We start from the raw sequence: 15,281 nt of genomic DNA on the forward strand, positions 1-15,281 counted from the left end.
GGGGCCGTCTAGAGGGCGCCTGCCGGGTCGACGGCGGCGGAGTGCGCGTCCATGCGCTCGGCGGCGAGGATCGCGACGGCGGTGTCGGCGCGCGAGGCGGCGACGAGGAGCGCGCGGGCGGCGAGGTCGTGGGCGCGCTGGTGCAGGGCGCCGCGGTCGGCGTCCCCGGCGGCGGCGGGCCTGCCCTTGATGCGCGCGGGCACGCGGCCGCGCAGCCGGGCGACCTGGCCGGAGATCTGCTCGCCGGCCTCGTCCAGGCCCAGCTCGTCGGTCACGGCGAGGAGGGCGGCCAGGTGTCCTGCGAGCTGGGTGTCCAGCGCTTCGCCACGGCTGCTGTGCGGGTACTCGGCGCGGCCGCCGCCCATGCGGTGGACCGACTTGGTGCGGATCGGCTCGTACATGAGGGGGCCTCCTGCGGGGTCAGGAGACCATCCTACATTGGATCCGGTCTAAAGTTGAGCTGAATCCGGCTGCGGCTGCCGGTCGGTCCTAATGCTGGCTGTAACCGTCCAGGAAGGTGCCGATCCGGGTCACCGCGTCGGCCAGGTCCTTGGCGTTGGGCAGCGTGACGATCCGGAAGTGGTCGGGCTCGGGCCAGTTGAAGCCCGTACCGTGCACGACCATGATCTTCTCGGCCCGCAGCAGGTCGAGGACCATCTGGCGGTCGTCCTTGATCTTGTAGACCGAGGGGTCCAGCTTCGGGAAGAGGTACAGCGCGCCCTTGGGCTTCACGCAGGTGATCCCCGGGATCTGCGTGAGCAGGTCGTACGCCGTGTCGCGCTGCTCCAGCAGCCGGCCGCCCGGCAGCACCAGGTCCACGATCGACTGGCGACCGCCGAGGGCGGTGGCCACGGCGTGCTGCGAGGGCATGTTCGCGCACAGTCGCATGTTGGCCAGGATCGTCAGGCCCTCGATGTAGGACGAGGCGTGCTGCTTGGGGCCGCAGACGGCCATCCAGCCGGAGCGGTAACCGGCGACGCGGTAGTTCTTGGAGAGCCCGTTGAAGGTCAGGGTCAGCAGGTCCGGCGCGATGGCGGCGGTCGGCGTGTGGGTGGCCCCGTCGAAGAGGATCCGGTCGTAGATCTCGTCGGAGCAGACCACGAGGCCGTGGCGGCGGGCGATGTCGGTGAGCCCGCGCAGCATCTCGTCGTCGTAGACCGCGCCGGTCGGGTTGTTCGGGTTGATGATCACGAGCGCGCGGGTGCGGTCGGTGATCTTCCGCTCGATGTCGGCCAGGTCCGGCATCCAGTCGGACTGCTCGTCGCAGCGGTAGTGGACGGCGGTGCCGCCGGCCAGCGAGACGGAGGCGGTCCACAGCGGGTAGTCGGGCGCCGGGACGAGCACTTCGTCGCCGTCGTCCAGCAGTGCCTGCATGGACATCTGGATCAGCTCGGAGACCCCGTTGCCGATGTAGATGTCCTCGACGTCCAGGTCGATGCCCTTGGTCTGGTAGTGCTGCATCACCGCGCGGCGCGCGGACAGCAGCCCCTTCGCGTCCCCGTAGCCGTGGGCCGTGCCCAGGTTGCGGAGCATGTCCTCAAGGATCTCGGGCGGGCACTCGAAGCCGAAGGCCGCCGGGTTGCCCGTGTTGAGCTTGAGGATGCGATGACCTGCCGCTTCGAGCCGCATGGCCTCTTCGAGCACGGGCCCGCGGATCTCGTAGCAGACATTGGCGAGTTTCGTTGACTGGATCACCTGCATGGCGGGAGCTTACGGGGCCGGGCGCCCCGGCGCTGCGGGATTCGGCCCGCCGGGTGAAGGGCGAATTGCCCTGTTTCGCGGAATGGGCGGGGTGGGGTGGGCCGCGCCCTTGGAAACGTGGGTGCGCCCGCGCTGCGGCCTGCGGAATGGCGTGGGGCGGGCGCCGGGCGCGGGCGGGTGTTGCGCTCGTCACGCCGGTGCGCGGGGCCGGTCGCCCGACGACCCGGGGCAACGCCCCCTAGAGGACGGCGTACGTCGTCTGCATGAAGCCCGCGTCCAGGACCTTCGCGGCGGTCAGCTGGAGGTCGATGTCCCGGTCCAGGGCGCCGAAGAGGGGCAGGCCCTCGCCGATCAGGACCGGGGCGGTGGTGAGGATCAGCTCGTCCAGGAGGCGCTCCCGCAGGAAGGTCTGGATCATCCTGCCGCCGTCGACGTACACCTTGCGCGCCCCGTGCTCGGTCAGCCCGGCCAGCAGCTCCGCCAGCGAGCGGTGGACGGTGACGCGCGGGTCGTCGGTGCTGAGCCCGGTGCTGAGGACCAGGACGCGCTTGCCCTCGTACGGCCAGAAGCCGAAGGTGAGGACCTTCTCGTACGTGCGGCGGCCCAGGGCCAGGGTGTCGATCCCGGCCATGAACTCCAGGTAGCCCGTCTCCCCGGCCTGCGCGCCCCGCATGGTGAGCCACTCGATGTCGCCGTCGGGGCGGGCGATGAACCCGTCGAGGCTGACCCCGATGGTCGCGGCGGTCCGGAACGGCCGGTCGGTGGGGGCGGCGCCCGCGGTGGACAGCTCGGTGGGGTCGATCCGGTAGCTGGTGGGGTCGCCGGCGCCGTCGGCGTCGCTCATGAAGGGGTGCTCCTGGAGTCGAGGAACGGCTGTTCGATCATTGAAGCACGCCGTCGACGGCTGTCGGTGGGCCCTGGCAGCATGGCCCGATGCAGCCGTTGAGGATCATCAAGGGGGACGCGACCAGCCCGCAGGCGAAGGGGCCGAAGATCGTCGCCCACGTGTGCAACGACCTGGGCGGCTGGGGCAAGGGGTTCGTCCTGGCGGTCTCGAAGCGCTGGCCGGAGCCCGAGGTCGCGTACCGGGCCTGGCACCGGGGCCGCAGCGGGAACGACTTCGGGCTGGGCGCCGTGCAACTGGTGCAGGTCCGGGCGGACGTCCGGGTCGCCAACATGGTGGGCCAGCACGGCATGCGCACCGGCAGCGGCGGCCCGCCCGTCCGCTACGACGCCGTCGGGCGCTGCCTCGCGGCCCTGGCCGAGCACGCCGTCGCCCCCGGCGCCTCCGTCCACATGCCCCGCATCGGCTGTGGCCTCGCGGGCGGTACGTGGACCCGCGTCGAGCCCCTGATCACGGCCGCGCTGTCCGCCCGCGACGTCCCGGTGACGGTGTACGACTTCGACTGAGCGGTCCGGGGGCGGGTCGGCTGCGGGCCGGGCGACCCGTCCCCTCAGCGCTCGATGATCGCCAGCGGGATCTCGCGCGCGGTGCGGGCCTGGTCGTCCTCGAAGGGCGGCCACAGGGCGGTCAGCGCCGGCCAGTAGGCCTCGCGCTCCGCGGCGGTGGCCGGGCGGGCCTTGGCCTGGAAGGGGGCCGGGCCCGTCTGGACGCGGACCTCGGGCTCCGCTTCGAGGTTGCGGTACCAGTCGGGATGGTCCGGGGCGCCGCCGGCCGAAGCGGCGACGATCAGGCGGCCCTCGTCCTCGGCGAAGATCAGCGGGGTGCGGGCCGTGCGGCCGCTGACGCGGCCGAGGGTGGTGAGCAGGAGGGTGGGGACGCCGCGCCAGAGGTGTCCGTCGACGCCGCCGGTGGCCACGTACGCGCGTACGTGCGCCAGCTCCCGCTCGCCCCGCGGGTCCGCGGGGTGGTCCCAGTCGGCGTGGGGGTTCTGCATGGGCGGGTCCTGCCCTCCGTGGTGCGGGTGCGTGCCGTCCGGTGCGGACGCGAGCGGATGTGAGGGGCTAACGAGGCGCCGCGGGTTCCGTCACGACGGCCGGCGCCGGCACCCGTGGCCCTCGTGGGCGGCGCTCAGGCCGGTTCGGCCCGCTCGGCCCGCTCGATCAGGACCGCCTCGGCCGGTACGTCGCCGTGGCCGCCCGCGCGGCCCGTCCTGACGGCGGCGATGGCGTCGACGACCTCCCGGCCCTCGGTGACCGTGCCGAAGACGGCGTAGCCGAAGCCGCCCGGGGTCGGGGCGGTGTGGTCCAGGAAGGCGTTGTCGGCGGTGTTCACGAAGAACTGCGCGGTGGCCGAGTGCGGGGCGCTGGTGCGGGCCATGGCGACCGTGTACTTCGTGTTCTTCAGGCCGTTGGCCGCCTCGTTCTCCACCGGGGCCCGGGTCGGTTTCTGGTTCATGTCCGGGGTGAAGCCGCCGCCCTGGTTCATGAAGCCGGGGATGACCCGGTGGAAGATCGTTCCGGCGTAGTGGCCGCTCTCGACGTAGGAGAGGAAGTTCGCCACGGTCGCGGGAGCCCGCTCCTCGTCGAGGTCGATCACGATGGCGCCGAAGTTGGTGGTCAGCCTGACCTTGGGCATGGGAGGTCCGGTCCCTTCTGGGGGCGTGGAGCTGGCGGGAGGGGCGGATCCTGGGTGCGGACCCTGGCGTGGATCCCTGTGTGGATCTTCCTTTTAGCTTCGCAGACCTGGCAATACGTGCCAACGGGCAGGGGTGGTCGAGGGGTGGGGGTCGTGCGGAGGACCGGAGGAGGGCGTGCGCGAGCCCCGGGGGCGGCGCCCCCGGGGCTCGCTTCGAGGGGGCGGGCTACGGGAGGTAGCGCTCGATGACCGCCGGCCCCTCCTTCTCCATCAGCTCGCGCGCCTTTTCGAGCCGCTCCGGAGTCGGGTCCTGTCCACGCGCCATCACGAGGTCTTCGGGGTCGTAGGGCCGCTCTCCGCCGGAGAAGAGCTGGGCCGGTCGGCCGGGCTGCTGGTCCGTGTCACTGTCCATCGGTACCTCCTCCACTGCCCCCTGGCCCCATCGTGCGGCGCCCCGCCCTTGAACGCACGTCGGCTCGCGTCACGCGGGCTGGCCGGTCCACATCCGTCAGACACCCCCTACGCGACGGTCAGCGTCAGCAGCGCCCCGGCCGCCACCAGCGCCCCGCAGATGATCAGGTTGACCAGTTTGTGCTCCATGAACACCGCGACGAACTCGCGGATCGTCGCGCTCGGCCAGAAGTACGCCGCCGTCGGCGACCCGAGCACCTGTCCGTTGACCCGCGCCTTGCGCGCCATCATCGCGGCGCGGAAGGCGTGGAAGTTGTTCGTGACGACCACGCAGCGGTACCCCGGCACGGACCCGGCCATGATCCGCTCGCTGAACAGGAGGTTCTCCTCCGTGGTCCGCGAGCGGTCCTCCAGGCGCACGTGCTCGGCCGGTACGCCCTGCGCGATGAGCCAGTCCGCCATCGCCCGCGCCTCGGCGACCTTCTCGTTCGACCCCTTGCCGCCGGAGGCCAGCAGCAGCGGGGCCGGTCCGCCGCGGGCCGTCTGGGCCGCGTGGATCTGCATGCCCTTGCGCAGCCGGGACGCCAGCAGCGGCGGCACCCGGTCCCCGCCGATCAGGCCGGAGCCCAGCATCACCACGAAGTCGACGTCACCGCGCACCGTGATCCGCCCGTAGAGGTAGGCGTAGCCGAGGAAGCAGAGGAAGAGGAAGGAGACGTAGAGCGAGACCAGCACCACCGTGGCGACGGGGACGGCGAGCACGTCCGACTCCGTGGCGAGGGCCAGCGCCGTCAGGACGAGCAGCCCGATGATCGCCAGCCCGGCGAGCAGCGACAGCAGGTTGGCCAGCGCGACGCCCTCCTTGCGGGCCATCGTCACGCCGTTGGCGATCAGGAACAGCGCCAGCGCGACCACCCCGAGCGCCGGGACCGCGAGGACCAGCGGGGCCACGAACCGGCCGCTGCCGGCGGGCAGGCGGTCGATCTGGGACAGCACCGCCACCGAGAGGCTGATGCAGGTCAGGCCAAGGTAGACGGCGTTGCGAAAACGCCGCCGGTCCTCGCGGACGCTTATCCAGAAGAGCAGGAAGAACAGGGCAGACACCACGAAGGCGAACATGTCGCACATCGTAGGTGCCCGGCCCGTGGCGGCCGCGGCCGTGGTCGCCGCGCCCGCGGCCGCCCCACCTCAGAAGAAGGTGCGGACGAACTCGGTGACCGTCCCGTCCGCGGCCACGACCGGGACCAGCTGCCACTTCTCGAAGATCGTGCAGGGGTGGGACATGGCCAGCCCCACCAGATCGCCGACCTCCAGGTCCGCGGCGCCGTCGGTCTCCAGCCAGGCGTGCTGGTCGGAGAGCTTCACCAAGCGCACCCCGTCGGCCGGGCGCTCCACCCCGTCGAGGGCCCCGCGCACCACCTCGGGCACCGGCAGCCCGAGGTCGTACGCCACGTCCCGCTTGCCGGCGTTCAAGAACGCCTGGGTGGGGGAGGGGCGGGAGACGACCTGGGCCCAGAGCCGGAAGGCGGGGAGCAGTCCGCCCTCCTCGGGCACCCGGTTGAAGGGGGTCAGCTTGGTGTACCAGTCGTGGTCGTGGGAGACGTACGCACCGGAGCGCAGCAGCTTCAGGACCGGCCCGGACAGCGGCGGCAGTTCGGCGAAGGCCTCGGCGACGGCGTCGAACCAGGAGCTGCCGCCCGCGCTCAGCACGATCTCCTCGCCGGGAGCGAGGGCGCCGAAGCGGCCCTCGGCGTCCAGGGCGACGGTGAGGGCGGTCAGGCGGCGCAGCCAGGCGGTGACCTTCGCGGGGTCCGCGCCGGGCACCTCGGCCTCGTAGCCCGCGACGCCGACCAGCCGCAGGGTGGCGGCGGCGGCCACCGCGTCCGCGACGGCGCGGCACTCCTCCTCGGTCCGGGCGCCGGTACGGGCCCCCTCGCCGGCGCCGAGTTCGACGACGACGTCCACGGGGCGGGTGGCGCCGGTGTCCGCGAGGGCCCGGTCCATCAGCTCGACGCCGCGCACGGAGTCGACGTAACAGACGAACCGGAACTCCGGGTCGGCCGTCAGCTCGGCGGCGACCCAGCGCAGGGCGGCGGCGTCGACGAGCTGGTTCGCCAGGAAGATCCGCTGGATCCCGAAGGCGCGGTACACGCGGGCCTGGTGGGGCATGGCGGCGGTGATGCCCCAGGCCCCGTGCTCCAGCTGGCGCTCGAAGAGCTGCGGGGACATGCACGTCTTGCCGTGCGGGGCGAAGGCGAGGCCGTGGCGGGCGGTGTAGCGGCCGAGCACGGCGAGGTTGTGTTCGAGGGCGTCGGCGTCCAGCGTCAGCACGGGCGTGGTGAACCCGCCCGTGTGCAGGTCGCGGCGCTGGGCGGCCAGCTCGCCGACGGTGAGGCCGGCGGCCTCGGCGTCCGGGGGCAGGCCCTTGAAGCGGTGGTCGACCGGCTCGTCGGCGAGCCGCGCGACGGCGTTCGCGGTCTTCGCGGTCTTCGCGGCCTCCGTGACGTCCGGGGCGTGCGCGTCGTCTGCGGCGGGCCTGGCGGCGTGGGCCGCTTCGGCGGGGGCGTGGGCCATGGGAGCCTCCTCGCGTTGCGGTTGATGCAACGGTCGTTGCCGGTTGTGGCTCCCGCTGTCTAACATCCCGGATGACGGCGGGTCAACGCGGCCCGGCCGCCACACCCGCCCCACCCGCCACGCACGCCGTGCCCGGCCCGGGGGCGGAAGACGACAGGAGAGCCGCATGAGCCAGTCGGTCGACCGCGCGCTCGGCATCCTGCCGCTCCTCGCCCGGGGACCGGCGGACCTCGGCGGCGTCGCGCGCGAGCTGGACGTCCACAAGAGCACCGCCCTGCGCCTGTTGCGCACGCTGCACGCGCACGGCCTCGTCTACCGCCAGCCCGACGGCCGCTACCGCCTCGGCGCGCACCTCTTCGCCCTGGCCGCCGAGGCCGTCGAGAACCTCGACGTGCGCGAGATCGCCCACCCCCACCTCGTCGAACTCGGCGCTCGCACCGGTCACACCGTGCACCTGGCCGTCCACCAGGACGACGAGGTCGTCTACATCGACAAGGTCGACAGCCGCTACCCGGTGCGCATGTACTCGCGCATCGGCAAGCCCGTCCCGCTGACCGTCGCGGCCGTCTCCAAGGTGCTGCTCGCCGACCTGCCGGAGCCGGAACGCCGCGCACTGGCGGCGCGCGTCGAGTACCCGCGCTACACGGCCCGCTCGATCCCGGACGCCGACGCCTTCCTGCGCGAGCTGGACCTCGTACGGGACCAGGGCTGGGCGGCCGATCTCGGCGGGCACGAGGAGTCGATCAACTGCGTGGGCGCGCCGGTGCGCGGGGCGGACGGGCGGGCCGTCGCCGCGATGTCGCTGTCGGCGCCCGGGGTGGTCGTCACCGCGGAGGAACTGCTCGACCTGTTGCCGCTGGTGCGCGCCGGCGCCGAGGCCATCAGCAGGGAGTACGCGGGCTCCGGCCCGTCCCCGCTGCCCGCGGAAGCCGGAGCGGGGGCCTGAGCCCGGGGGCTTCCGGCGGATCGCCGCGTCGTACGCTCGGTCCATGCACGTCACCCTGACGGATCACGCCCGATGCCTCTTCGGGGACGAGTACCGAGCGACGCCGCCGTGCGCGGGTGAGCACGATGAGACCTACTTCATCGAGGAGCTGACCTTCGCCGACGCCGACGCGATCCTGGCGATGCTGCGGGAACTGTGCCCGTACCTGGTCGACGGGCACCTGCCCGTGCGGATCCGCAACCTCGCCTACCGGCTCGTCCTCCTCCAGCGGCCGGACGAACCGGAGCTGATGCGGGAGGCGGCGCGCAGCCTCTTCAGCCACGGGCCCGACTGGGACGACATCGCCGCCGCTCTCGAACGGCGGGCCGACGCCCTGGACACGGCGGCCTAGGTCCGACCGCCGACCGCCGACCGCCGACCGCCGACCGCCGGCCTCCGACCGCCGACAGCCCGCGGGTCCCGTCGGACAGTGCCGCTGTCCGACGGGACCGCTGGGTGCGTTCTACGCGGTGTCAGGAAGTGCTACGCGGTGCAGTACTGCGCGGCCTTGCCGATCGAGCGGTACATGCAGTCGGCGTTCTCCAGGAGTTGGAGCACCGCGTCCTTGTTGCGCGCGGTCTCGCGGTCGATGACCTCGTCGGGCGGGTAGAACCCGCCGCCGCTGCCGGACTCGCCGGGGTACATCTCGAAGGTGTAGGTGAAGATCTTCTGCGAGCCCCACAGCCAGTCGTCGATCGTCCCGTCCGTGATGTACAGGTCGCTCGACTGCTCGGGGGTGTAGCCGTTGCTCGCGGCCATGCTGGTGCCGATCTTCTTGTAGACCGCGAGGTCGTCCGCCGTCAGGCCCGGGGCGGTGTCGTTGTAGGTCCAGCCGTACGGCCACAGGACCAGCTGGCTGTAGGTGTGGAAGTCGATGGACGCCTTGATCTGCTGCTTGCCGCCGACGATCCGGCTGCGCACGAAGTCCGCGACCACCTTGACCTCGGGCGCCGACTCGGCCGCCGCGCCACGGTAGGTCTCGGAGCCCTTGCTGCTGGAGGAGCCGCCGCAGCAGCCCCACTTGTAGTTCCAGTTGCGGTTCTCGTCGGTGCCGATGGCGGAGGAGCCGGAGTTGGGCTGCCGGTTCTTGCGCCAGGACCGGTAGGAGCCGGAGGCGATGTCGTACTCGCCGCCGTCGGGGTTGAGGTCCGGCACGACCCAGATCTCGCGGCCGTTGACCATGCTGGTGATCCGGGGGTCGGTGCCGTACTTGGACCCGAACTCCTTGAGCAGGTACAGGGCCATCTCGACGGTGAGGTGCTCGCGCGCGTGCTGGTGCGCGGTGAAGAGCACCTCGGGCTCGTTCTCGTCGGTCGCGACGTTGTCGCTGATCTTGATGGCGATGATGTCCCGGCCCTCGTAGGACTTTCCGATGACCTTCTTGCTCATGATCGAGGGATAGGCCGCGATGTCCTGGTTGATCTCCGCCGTGGCCTCGGCGTAGTTGTGGTACCTGGAGTCGGCCGAGGGGAAGTCGAAGGGGGCGGCGGCGATGCCGGGCAGCGAGCGGTCCGGCGGCCCGGCCAGCGCGGTCAGCTCGTAGCCGCGTGCGCGCAGGGCCTTGGCCTGCATCGGGTCGGCGCTGACGACGACGGTGTGGTCGTCGACCTCGTCGATCGACACGCCGGTCGCGAGCAGCGCCGTACGGTCGGCGGCCGAGGAGGGGCCGTGGATGCGGTACTGGACGATCGCCTCGTCCTGGGTCTGGGTGGAGGGGGTGGGCGGGGGCGAGGCCGTGGCCGCGCTCATGCCGTAGGCGGGTGCGCCGAGCGCGAGCGCCAGCAGGGCCGCCGTGACGGCGGCCCTTCGGCGGGCGTGGAGCCGCATGCGTTCTCCTGGGTGGGGAGTGTGGGGGTAGCCGTGCGGACGCGCACAGCGTCCGCCCGTGGCATGTCCAGGTCAAGAGTCGGTATCCGGTCATGAGCCGGGATCCGGCCACCCCCACAGGTACCCGCTACGGCAGGCCGTGCACGTGCGGACCCACCGCGTTGGACCAAGCGCTACCCGCTTTTGCGTCCCAGTTGGTCGACCAGGTCATCGCGCCGCGCAGGCCCGGGTAGGTCTTGGACGGCTTGAAGGACCCGCAGTTCGTGCCCTTGGCCAGGCAGTCCAGCGCGTTGTTCACGACGGTCGGCGAGACGTAGCCGCTGCCCGCGCCGCTGGGCGAGGCCGGCACGCCCAGGCCCACCTGCGAGGGGGCGAGCCCGCCCTCCAGCTGGATGCAGGCCAGCGCGGTGAGGAAGTCCACCGAGCCCTGCGAGTAGACCTTGCCGTCGCAGCCGAGCATCGCGCCGCTGTTGTAGTACTGCATGTTGACGACGGTGAGGATGTCCTTGACCGCGAGCGCCGTCTTGAAGTAGCCGCCCTGCGTCGACTGCATGTCGATGGTCTGCGGGGCCATGGTGAGGACGAAGGACGGGCCGGCCTTCTGTGCCAGGGAGCGCAGTGCCTGGGTCATGTAGGTCGGGTTGAGGCCGTTCTCCAGGTCGATGTCGATCCCGCTGAAGCCGTACTCCTGCATCAGGGCGTAGGCCGAGTTCGCCAGGTTGTTCGCCGAGGCGGAGTCGTTGACCGAGATCGTGCCCTTCTCGCCGCCGATCGAGAGGACGACCGACTTCCCGGCCGCCTTCTTCGCGGCCAGGTCGGCCTTGAACTGCGCGACCGTGTAGCCGCCGAGGCCGGCCGAGTCGAGGTTGAAGGAGATGGCGCCGGGCGTGGAGGTGGCGTCGGCGAAGGACACCGCGATGATGTCGTACTGCGCCTGGACGTCGGAGAGCTTCTGGACGGTCGCGCCGTTGTTGAAGTTCTGCCAGTAGCCGGTCAGTGCGTGCTTGGGCACGGACGGGTTCGGGCCGGGGTCGCCCCCGCCGCCGGTCGTGGTGCCGCTCACGGGCGCCGAGCGCGGGCCCTCGCCCGCCTGGTTGTACGCGCTCACCTGGAGGGAGTACGTCGTGGACGCGGCCAGGTTCTGGAGCTGGGCCGAGGTGGCCCCGGTGACCGTCTTGACCCGCACGCCGTCCTGGTAGACGTAGTAGCCGGTCGCGCCGCTGACCGCGCCCCACGAAAGGGTGAGCGCGTTCTGGCTCTGGCCGGAAACCGCGAGGCCGGCCGGGGCGCCGGGGACCGAGGGCCCCGGATCGGTGCCGCCGCCCCCGTCGGGGCCGAAGACGCTGAAGTCGTCGGCGTAGTAGGCGCTCTGGCCGTACCAGCCGTGGGTCCAGACGGTGACCTGGGTGGTGTTCGGGCCCGTGGTGAAGGTGGTGGACAGCTTCTGCCAGCCGGAGCCCGAGCCGGGGGTCCAGGTGGAGACGTCCTGGGTGCCGGTGCCGGTCGCGCCGAGGTAGACGTACGAGCCCTGGACCTGCGTGCTCAGGGTGTAGGTCGAGTTCGGCTTGACCGTGACGCTCTGGCTGCACTGGGCGTTGTCCTGGCCCGCCGGGGTGGCCTTGAGGGCGCCGGTCCCGGCGAAGACGGGGGAGGCGACGGCCGCGCCGCTGGAGCCCGTACAGCTCCAGTTGGACAGCCCGGACTCGAAGCCGCCGTTGCGGGCGACGTTCACATCGGCGGCCTGTGCGGTGCCGGCGGCGAGGGCCGTGAGCCCGGCTGCCGTGAGGGTGGTGGCGCCCAGCAGGGCGAGTGTGCGCATGCGTTTCACGGAGGACTCCGGTGGGGGGAGTGGGACGGCGGGGATGGGGGAAGGCGAGGGGGAGCGACGGGGGCGGGGCAAGTGGGGTGCCCCGTCGTCGCGTTGGCGTCAAAGGTGGTAGCCAAGTTGGTCCAGACCAATCTCCATGTCAAGGGTCTTTGCGATGTGGCCGGAATTGGCCAGTCGTCAGTTCCTTGTTGTCCCGGTTTCCAGCCACCTGTGACACGTGCCCGCGGCACGGGAATCGACAAGCCCCTGCCCCGCCAGGGAGGACGCGGATATGGTGCTGGAGCAGGAGGGAAACGCGTCGGTCGTTTGCGGTCGCGCAGCATGCGCGCGGACGCGCCGGACCCGTGAACGTCCGTGGCGCACGGGGTGAACAGGGGGATTCGCGTGCCGACCGCCATCGCTGTCACCAGTGCCGATCTGGTGCTGCCCGCCCCCGACCGGCACACCCCGGCGGGCGTCGTGCTGCACCCGCCGGAGCAGCTGGACCTGGAGGGCGCGCTCGCCGAAACCACGGCCCTGTTGGAGCGTCACGGGCACGTCGTGGCCGTCGTTCCGTCCTGGTTGCCGGCCGCCACGGTCCGTCGGCTGCACACCGTACGGGCCATCCTGGAAAGCGACCGGATCGCGCTCATCGGCACCGATCTGCCGCCGCTGGCGACCGCCCTGCTGGTGCGTCAGCTGCGCCAGCTGAGCGTGTGCGATTTTAGTCCCGGAATCATTGCGTCCGCCGCTCGGCTGCTCTCCCACTACATCTACGCGGGCGCCCTCCTGGGCAGCGTGGCCAAGCTCGACCGGGTGCCGGTCGGCCTCAAGGCGCACGCCAGGTCCTGGAGTCCGAACGCCCAGTTCGCCGTACTGGCCAACCCCGAGCCCCACCTGGTCAAGCTCGGTGGTTCGGGCGGGGGCGGCGGGGCGCACGGCGCCGGGGGAGTCGTCATGCCCCCCGGGCCCGGCTTCGCCACGCACCTCACCTTCGCCCGCGGTCAGCTCGCCTCCGACTGGGTCACCGCCGAACTCGCCCCCGCCTGGCAGGTCCAAGGGGTGATGGAGAACCCGCTGCCCGCCGACTCGCCCGCCTGGTGGGCCACCGGCAAGCTCGTCGAGTTCGCCGCGGCCATCCCCGACATCGCCATGCTCTACCAGCTGGTCGCCTCCGTCCGCCGCGAGCAGTGCCGCTGGTGCGGGGCCGAACTCATCGGCGACCGCTGCGGATTCTGCGCCGCCCCGCTCGTCGCGCCCGCCGCCGCACCGCCCGCCGCCGCACCGCCCGCCGCCGCACCGTCCACCACCGTCCCCGGAGCCCGCTCCGCGGGCGGCCCCGCGTCCCGTCCCAGATCCTGACCGGCCCGAACGAAGAACGACGAGGTAGTCCCGGCCATGAACTCACGCCAGCGCCGCGGCGTCATCCTGCTGCTCCTGTCGGTCCTGTGCGCCCTCGGCGCCATCGCCGGGGTGCTGATGGTGATCGGCGACGTCAACTCGAAGGTCGGCCCCGAGGTCGTGGCGTACCGGGCCAAGGGCGACATAGCCCCGTACAGCCCGCTGAACGCGGGCCAGTTCGAGGAGATCAAGATGCCCAAGCGCTGGCTCTCGACGACCGCGATCACCGACCTGGGCGCCGTCCGGGACAAGATCGCGCTCACCACCCTGCGCAAGGGCTCCCTGCTCCAGAGCGACATGGTCGTCGACAAGCCGCAGCTCCAACCCGGTGAGCAGGAGATCGCCATCATGATCGACGCGGCGACCGGAGTGGCCGGAAAGATCTACTCCGGTGCCAAGGTCAACATCATCGCCACCTTCAAGGGGGCCAAGGACAACGATCCCGCCCGCTCGGTGATCATCGTGGCCAACGCCCGCGTCATCAACGTCGGCAAGCTGACCTCCCTCGACAAGGACAGCAGCCGCACCGGACCGGCCGAGGTCGTGCCGATCACCTTCGCCCTGAACACCAAGGACACCCAGCGCGTCGCCTACGCCGAGTCCTTCGCGGCGCACGTCCGCCTGGCCCTCGTGGCCCCCGGCGCCGAATCGGCGCCCGCCCCGAGCGATCGCACGTACACCCTCGACGGGGACAAGTGAGGCCCGGATGACCACCCGAATCCTCCCTGCGGTCGGTGACCCGGAGGCCGCCCGCTCCATCATCACCCTGCTCAGCCAGCTCCCCGAGGCGGAACCGGCCGCCCCGGTGCCGGACTCCACCTCGCTCCTGGACACCCTGGCCCGGCTGGCCGCGGAATCCCTCGACGAACTGCCCGAGGTGGTGCTGGTCCACGAGCGGATCGGCCCCGTCCCGGCCCTGGAGCTCATCCGCGACGTCGCCCTGCGCTTCCCGGCCGTCGGCGTCATCCTGGTCAGCTCCGGAGCCGGCCCCGGCCTCTTCTCCGCGGCCATGGACTCCGGCGCGCGCGGCCTGATCGGGCTGCCGCTGGCCTACGAGGAACTCGCCGCCCGCGTCCAGGCCGCCGCCCAGTGGTCCGTGGGCGTACGCCGCCACCTGGGCCGCGGCCCCGACGTCCTGCCCGGCCCCGGCGGCCGCGTGGTCACGGTCACCGGAGCCAAGGGCGGGGTGGGCGCCACCTTCACCGCCGTCCAGTTCGCGCTGGCCGCGGCGGCCGCCGGGCGGCGCACCGCCCTGGTCGACATGGACCTCCAGGCCGGGGACGTGGGCTCCTACCTCGACGTGCAGTTCCGGCGCTCCATCGCCGACCTCGCCGGGATCCAGGACATCTCGCCCCGGGTGCTCCAGGACGCGGTGTACGACGACCGCACCGGCCTCGCCCTGCTGCTGGCCCCCGGCGAGGGGGAGCGCGGCGAGGAGGTCGACGAGCGGGCCGCCCGCCAGGTCATCGCCGCCCTGCGCGGACGCTACGACCTCGTCGTCATCGACTGCGGCACCCAACTGACCGGCGCCAGCGCCACCGCCGTGGAGAGCGCGGACGTGGCGGTCCTGGTCACCACGCCGGACGTGGTCGCCGTACGCGCCGCCAAGCGGATGGTGCGGATGTGGGAACGGCTCCAGATCCGCAAGGCGGAGGAGACCTCCCTGGTCGTCAACCGCTGGACCAAGCACACCGAGATACAGCCCTCGCTCATCCAGAAGATCACCAAGACCCGGGCCACCCGGACCCCGGTCCCCGCGGCCTTCAAGGAGCTCCAGGCCGTCGTGGACGCGGGCCGCGTCCAGGACCTCGACAACCGCTCCACCGTCAAGCAGGCCCTGTGGACCCTGGCCGGGGAGCTGGGCCTGCTCGCCGCCCCGGACGCCGACGAGCCGCCGCCGACGACCGGCGGCGCCCTCGCGGTGCGCGCGGGCGGACCGGTGGCCCGGCTGCGCGGCGGCGACCGCGGCGCGGTGGGCCCGTGGCGGCGCCGGGCCGGGGAGGGCTGAGGGGTGCGCGCCGGGGGGCGTGCACGAC

At 72.2% G+C, this 15,281-nt stretch carries 16 protein-coding genes; 6 read left to right on the plus strand and 10 right to left on the minus strand.

Going from position 1 to position 15,281, the window contains the following annotated elements:
* Positions 1–8: 8 nt before the first annotated feature.
* The 3 genes from ACIQWR_RS00410 to ACIQWR_RS00420 all read right to left on the minus strand — a co-directional run bounded on the left by ACIQWR_RS00410 (position 9) and on the right by ACIQWR_RS00420 (position 2,545).
* The gene (locus ACIQWR_RS00410; protein WP_404003726.1) at positions 9–401 is read right to left on the minus strand and encodes a hypothetical protein; all 393 of its coding nucleotides are present in this window, start codon (positions 399–401) and stop codon (positions 9–11) included.
* 88 nt (positions 402–489) lie between these two features.
* Positions 490–1,701 carry a pyridoxal phosphate-dependent aminotransferase gene (locus ACIQWR_RS00415; protein ID WP_404003728.1) on the minus strand — a complete coding sequence of 404 codons (1,212 nt, stop codon included), beginning with the start codon at positions 1,699–1,701 and terminating at the stop codon, positions 490–492.
* 238 nt (positions 1,702–1,939) lie between these two features.
* Entirely contained in the window at positions 1,940–2,545 is a 606-nt protein-coding gene (locus tag ACIQWR_RS00420; RefSeq protein WP_404003730.1) for a dihydrofolate reductase family protein, read from the minus strand.
* Between the two features lie 89 nt (positions 2,546–2,634).
* Between ACIQWR_RS00420 and ACIQWR_RS00425 the strand changes: the two genes are divergently transcribed.
* Positions 2,635–3,111 (plus strand): macro domain-containing protein, encoded by a 477-nt coding sequence (locus tag ACIQWR_RS00425; protein ID WP_404003733.1) that lies wholly within the window; start codon positions 2,635–2,637, stop codon positions 3,109–3,111.
* Positions 3,112–3,155: 44 nt separating this feature from the next.
* Here ACIQWR_RS00425 and ACIQWR_RS00430 read toward each other — a convergent pair whose 3' ends face one another.
* From ACIQWR_RS00430 to ACIQWR_RS00450, 5 genes are all read right to left on the minus strand, one after another.
* Entirely contained in the window at positions 3,156–3,599 is a 444-nt protein-coding gene (locus ACIQWR_RS00430) for a nitroreductase family deazaflavin-dependent oxidoreductase (protein ID WP_404003735.1), read from the minus strand.
* Between the two features lie 134 nt (positions 3,600–3,733).
* A complete protein-coding gene (locus tag ACIQWR_RS00435) occupies positions 3,734–4,240 on the minus strand; it encodes a peptidylprolyl isomerase (protein ID WP_404003737.1) in 507 nt (168 codons plus the stop codon).
* Between the two features lie 226 nt (positions 4,241–4,466).
* Positions 4,467–4,652, minus strand: a complete 186-nt coding sequence (locus tag ACIQWR_RS00440) for a hypothetical protein (RefSeq protein ID WP_404003738.1) — start codon at positions 4,650–4,652, stop codon at positions 4,467–4,469.
* Between the two features lie 107 nt (positions 4,653–4,759).
* Complete coding sequence (locus ACIQWR_RS00445; protein ID WP_404003740.1) at positions 4,760–5,770, minus strand: YdcF family protein; 1,011 nt, start codon at positions 5,768–5,770, stop codon at positions 4,760–4,762.
* Positions 5,771–5,839: 69 nt separating this feature from the next.
* A complete protein-coding gene (locus tag ACIQWR_RS00450; RefSeq protein WP_404003742.1) occupies positions 5,840–7,225 on the minus strand; it encodes an alanine racemase in 1,386 nt (461 codons plus the stop codon).
* A 166-nt stretch (positions 7,226–7,391) separates the two neighbouring features.
* On the opposite strand from ACIQWR_RS00450, the gene ACIQWR_RS00455 reads away from it, so the two are divergent.
* The gene (locus ACIQWR_RS00455) at positions 7,392–8,171 is read left to right on the plus strand and encodes an IclR family transcriptional regulator (protein WP_404003744.1); all 780 of its coding nucleotides are present in this window, start codon (positions 7,392–7,394) and stop codon (positions 8,169–8,171) included.
* Positions 8,172–8,214: 43 nt separating this feature from the next.
* The gene (locus ACIQWR_RS00460; RefSeq protein WP_404003745.1) at positions 8,215–8,562 is read left to right on the plus strand and encodes a hypothetical protein; all 348 of its coding nucleotides are present in this window, start codon (positions 8,215–8,217) and stop codon (positions 8,560–8,562) included.
* A 131-nt stretch (positions 8,563–8,693) separates the two neighbouring features.
* On the opposite strand, the gene ACIQWR_RS00465 is transcribed toward ACIQWR_RS00460, so the two are convergent.
* The gene (locus ACIQWR_RS00465) at positions 8,694–10,037 is read right to left on the minus strand and encodes a M14 family metallopeptidase (RefSeq protein WP_404003747.1); all 1,344 of its coding nucleotides are present in this window, start codon (positions 10,035–10,037) and stop codon (positions 8,694–8,696) included.
* A 127-nt stretch (positions 10,038–10,164) separates the two neighbouring features.
* Positions 10,165–11,856, minus strand: coding sequence for a chitinase (locus ACIQWR_RS00470; protein ID WP_404003749.1), 1,692 nt, complete (start codon positions 11,854–11,856; stop codon positions 10,165–10,167).
* A gap of 393 nt (positions 11,857–12,249) precedes the next feature.
* Between ACIQWR_RS00470 and ACIQWR_RS00475 the strand changes: the two genes are divergently transcribed.
* The 3 genes from ACIQWR_RS00475 to ACIQWR_RS00485 are packed head-to-tail and all read left to right on the plus strand — an operon-like array spanning position 12,250 to position 15,253.
* Positions 12,250–13,206 (plus strand): hypothetical protein, encoded by a 957-nt coding sequence (locus tag ACIQWR_RS00475; protein WP_404003751.1) that lies wholly within the window; start codon positions 12,250–12,252, stop codon positions 13,204–13,206.
* A gap of 36 nt (positions 13,207–13,242) precedes the next feature.
* Positions 13,243–13,944, plus strand: coding sequence for a Flp pilus assembly protein CpaB (cpaB, locus tag ACIQWR_RS00480; RefSeq protein WP_399259744.1), 702 nt, complete (start codon positions 13,243–13,245; stop codon positions 13,942–13,944).
* A gap of 7 nt (positions 13,945–13,951) precedes the next feature.
* Positions 13,952–15,253: a CpaE family protein gene (locus tag ACIQWR_RS00485; protein WP_404003754.1), complete on the plus strand. Its 1,302-nt coding sequence runs from the start codon at positions 13,952–13,954 to the stop codon at positions 15,251–15,253.
* The last annotated feature ends 28 nt before the right edge of the window (positions 15,254–15,281 follow it).

Source organism: Streptomyces sp. NPDC098789 (assembly GCF_044759975.1).
GTDB lineage: Bacteria > Actinomycetota > Actinomycetes > Streptomycetales > Streptomycetaceae > Streptomyces.

Coding starts and splice junctions, on each gene's coding strand:
- ACIQWR_RS00440 (WP_404003738.1), bottom strand. CDS start 4,652: ATGGACAGTGACACGGACCAGCAGCCCGGCCGACCGGCCCAGCTCTTC.
- ACIQWR_RS00455 (WP_404003744.1), top strand. CDS start 7,392: ATGAGCCAGTCGGTCGACCGCGCGCTCGGCATCCTGCCGCTCCTCGCC.
- ACIQWR_RS00465 (WP_404003747.1), bottom strand. CDS start 10,037: ATGCGGCTCCACGCCCGCCGAAGGGCCGCCGTCACGGCGGCCCTGCTG.
- ACIQWR_RS00415 (WP_404003728.1), bottom strand. CDS start 1,701: ATGCAGGTGATCCAGTCAACGAAACTCGCCAATGTCTGCTACGAGATC.
- ACIQWR_RS00435 (WP_404003737.1), bottom strand. CDS start 4,240: ATGCCCAAGGTCAGGCTGACCACCAACTTCGGCGCCATCGTGATCGAC.
- cpaB (WP_399259744.1), top strand. CDS start 13,243: ATGAACTCACGCCAGCGCCGCGGCGTCATCCTGCTGCTCCTGTCGGTC.
- ACIQWR_RS00460 (WP_404003745.1), top strand. CDS start 8,215: ATGCACGTCACCCTGACGGATCACGCCCGATGCCTCTTCGGGGACGAG.
- ACIQWR_RS00430 (WP_404003735.1), bottom strand. CDS start 3,599: ATGCAGAACCCCCACGCCGACTGGGACCACCCCGCGGACCCGCGGGGC.
- ACIQWR_RS00485 (WP_404003754.1), top strand. CDS start 13,952: ATGACCACCCGAATCCTCCCTGCGGTCGGTGACCCGGAGGCCGCCCGC.
- ACIQWR_RS00410 (WP_404003726.1), bottom strand. CDS start 401: ATGTACGAGCCGATCCGCACCAAGTCGGTCCACCGCATGGGCGGCGGC.
- ACIQWR_RS00420 (WP_404003730.1), bottom strand. CDS start 2,545: ATGAGCGACGCCGACGGCGCCGGCGACCCCACCAGCTACCGGATCGAC.
- ACIQWR_RS00450 (WP_404003742.1), bottom strand. CDS start 7,225: ATGGCCCACGCCCCCGCCGAAGCGGCCCACGCCGCCAGGCCCGCCGCA.
- ACIQWR_RS00470 (WP_404003749.1), bottom strand. CDS start 11,856: ATGCGCACACTCGCCCTGCTGGGCGCCACCACCCTCACGGCAGCCGGG.
- ACIQWR_RS00425 (WP_404003733.1), top strand. CDS start 2,635: ATGCAGCCGTTGAGGATCATCAAGGGGGACGCGACCAGCCCGCAGGCG.
- ACIQWR_RS00445 (WP_404003740.1), bottom strand. CDS start 5,770: ATGTTCGCCTTCGTGGTGTCTGCCCTGTTCTTCCTGCTCTTCTGGATA.